Source organism: Glycocaulis sp. (genome assembly GCF_052168375.1).
Lineage (GTDB): Bacteria > Pseudomonadota > Alphaproteobacteria > Caulobacterales > Maricaulaceae > Glycocaulis.
This window is the reverse complement of record NZ_JBQLZR010000040.1, coordinates 1-2557: the sequence shown is the minus strand read 5'-3', so window position 1 is coordinate 2557 and position 2557 is coordinate 1. Positions and strand designations below refer to the sequence as shown.

General features: G+C 63.9%; 4 protein-coding genes. All 4 read right to left on the bottom strand.

The features are described 5' to 3' along the window. Nucleotides 1–528: phosphatidate cytidylyltransferase (locus ACTS2Z_RS01510; RefSeq protein ID WP_442571468.1), on the bottom strand; the 528-nt coding region annotated here is incomplete at its 3' end. Then, a complete protein-coding gene (locus ACTS2Z_RS01505; protein ID WP_442571467.1) occupies nucleotides 525–1247 on the bottom strand; it encodes an isoprenyl transferase in 723 nt (240 codons plus the stop codon). The genes ACTS2Z_RS01510 and ACTS2Z_RS01505, both read right to left, overlap by 4 nt. 43 nt (nucleotides 1248–1290) lie before the next feature. Further along, a complete protein-coding gene (gene frr, locus ACTS2Z_RS01500) occupies nucleotides 1291–1857 on the bottom strand; it encodes a ribosome recycling factor (RefSeq protein ID WP_442571466.1) in 567 nt (188 codons plus the stop codon). A 7-nt stretch (nucleotides 1858–1864) separates the two neighbouring features. After that, a partial coding sequence (gene pyrH, locus ACTS2Z_RS01495; RefSeq protein WP_442571465.1) for a UMP kinase occupies nucleotides 1865–2557 on the bottom strand: 693 nt, incomplete at its 5' end.

Genomic DNA, 2557 nt, shown 5'->3' with positions numbered 1-2557 from the left:
CGTCTTGTTCGGGCTGGCAGCCGGAAGCAGTTTGGGCCCGCCGAGCCAGGTTCCAGCCAAGTACGCAAAAGTATCCGCCGACCAGACAACCCCGAGCAGAAAAATGACCGCCGCAAGCCCGTCCTCGCCATTGCGAAGGCCCACGAGAACGCTCGCGGCGCTGGCGACATAGATGACACCCAGCGGTGCCTCGAACGCCCGTCCGCGCTTTCGCCGGTCTAGAAAGGCCGCCAGCGCGCCGGACATAATCCAGACAGCCGTCCACACCCATTCACCGCCTGCCGCCAGAAGCACTGCGCCGACGGCAGTGCCGGTGGCTATCGAGAACGCGCGCGGCGGGGCGTCCCTGTCAGACATGCGCACCCATTCCCACGCCATGGCGGCGGCAAAGGCGGCAACGAAGATCGCAAACGGATATCCACCCAGCCAGACAAGGCCCAGCGCCAGCGGCGCCAGCACGAGCGCGGAGGCAAGCCGGCGCAGGAAGACAGGATCGCGCGGCCCCGGAAGGCGGGAGAGCAGGCTCATGGGCGGCCGCCGAAGCGGCGATGGCGCGACTGATAGATCGCGATGGCCTCTTTCATATGCTCGATGGTGAAGTCCGGCCAAAGCACATCGAGAAACACCAGCTCCGCGTAAGCACCCTGCCAGAGCAGGAAGTTCGAAATCCGCATCTCGCCGCTTGTGCGGATGATAAGGTCGGGATCCGGCAGGCCGCTTGTATCCAGACGCGCCGCGAACGCCTTTTCATCCACCTTGCCGTCAAAGGCGCCGGAGGCGGCCTCTTCAAGAAGCGCTCGGACCGCACGGACGATCTCGTCGCGTGCGCCGTAATTGAAGGCAATGTTCAGATTGAACTGGGTGTTGGCAGCGGTGCGCGATTCCGCGCGGTCGATAATGTCGCCGATGTCACGGGAGAGGCCAGCACGGCTGCCAAGAATCCGGATGCGCACGCCATTGCGCGCCAGGTCGTCGAGGTCGGCATCCACGAACTGCTTGAGCAGGTCAAACAGCGTGTTGACCTCTTCGCTGGAGCGCCGCCAGTTCTCGGTTGAAAATCCGAACAGGGTCAGATGCGTGACCCCAAGCTCGCCAGCCCCGCGCACCAAAGCACGCACCGCCTCAACGCCCTGCCGGTGCCCCATGGCACGCGGCAGACCGCGAGCGGCTGCCCAGCGCCCATTTCCGTCCATGATGACGGCTATGTGGCGCGGCAGGGATTCCGGGCCGCCGGGATCGGCTGACATGGCGAACAGTCCTCCCCGGACCTGTCAGTCTGCGAACAGGAAATCAGACCTGTGTAATCTCGTCCTGCTTGGTTTTCAGCAACTCGTCGATGGACGCGATATTGCTGTCCGTCGCCTTCTGGACCTGATCGGAATAGCGCTTGTGCTCATCCTCACTGATCAGATTGTCCTTTTCGGCACGCTTGAGCGCTTCCATGCCATCGCGGCGGACATTGCGCACGGCAACACGGGCCTGCTCGGCATAGGTGCCGGCGGTCTTGGCCAGCTCGGCGCGGCGTTCCTCGTTCAGCGGCGGGATCGGAATGCGGATCAGCGTGCCTTCGACGACCGGGTTCAGACCCAGCGAGGAATTGCGGATCGCCTTGTCGACAGCGGGAGCGAGATTCTTGTCCCACACCTGGACAGACAGCATGCGCGGCTCTGGCACCGAAACCGTGCCGACCTGCGTGATCGGCGTCGGGCTGCCGTAGGCGTCCACCTTGATGGGATCGAGAAGCGCAGTGCTTGCACGCCCGGTCCGCAGGCCGCCAAACTCCTTCTTCAGGGCTTCGACCGCGCCATCCATGCGGCGCTGAATATCCTTCAGGTCAAAATCGCCAGCCTTGCTCATACTGTCCTCACTTCTTTATGGCCGGCCGGGGTCCGACGACGGTGCACACGCCCCGTCCGTCGAGCACATCGGCAAGGCCGTTTGTACGGTGAATATCGAACACCACGATCGGTATCTGGTTATCGCGCATCAGCGTGACCGCCGAGGCGTCCATCACTTTGAGATCGCGGGCAATCACGTCGAGATAATCCAGCTGGTCGTAGCGTTCCGCGTTCGGATCCTTCTTCGGGTCCGCCGAATAGACGCCGTCCACCTGTGTGCCCTTGAAAAGGGCGTCACAGCCCATCTCGGCAGCGCGCAGGGCTGCCGCCGTGTCGGTCGTGAAGAAGGGATTGCCGGTGCCGGCAGCGAAAATCACGACCCGCCCCTTTTCCATATGCCGCACAGCGCGGCGGCGGATATAGGGTTCACACACGGTAGTCATGGGAATGGCGGACTGTACGCGGGTCTGGACGCCCCGGCGCTCCAGCGCCGTCTGCATGGCCAGCGCGTTCATCACCGTCGCCAGCATGCCCATATAGTCGGCTGCCGCCCGGTCCATCCCCTTGGCGGCTGCCTGGAGGCCGCGGAAGATGTTTCCGCCGCCGATCACCAGACACATCTCGTATCCGGCCCGGACCGCAGCGCCGACCTCGTCAGCGATGCGCTCGGCGGTGTTCATGTCGATCCCGTAAGCCTGATCGCCCATAAGCGCTTCGCC

What these genes read in the sequence shown, in the direction of transcription:
- ACTS2Z_RS01505 (WP_442571467.1), bottom strand. Translation starts at nt 1,247, where the DNA reads ATGTCAGCCGATCCCGGCGGCCCGGAATCCCTGCCGCGCCACATAGCC.
- frr (WP_442571466.1), bottom strand. Translation starts at nt 1,857, where the DNA reads ATGAGCAAGGCTGGCGATTTTGACCTGAAGGATATTCAGCGCCGCATG.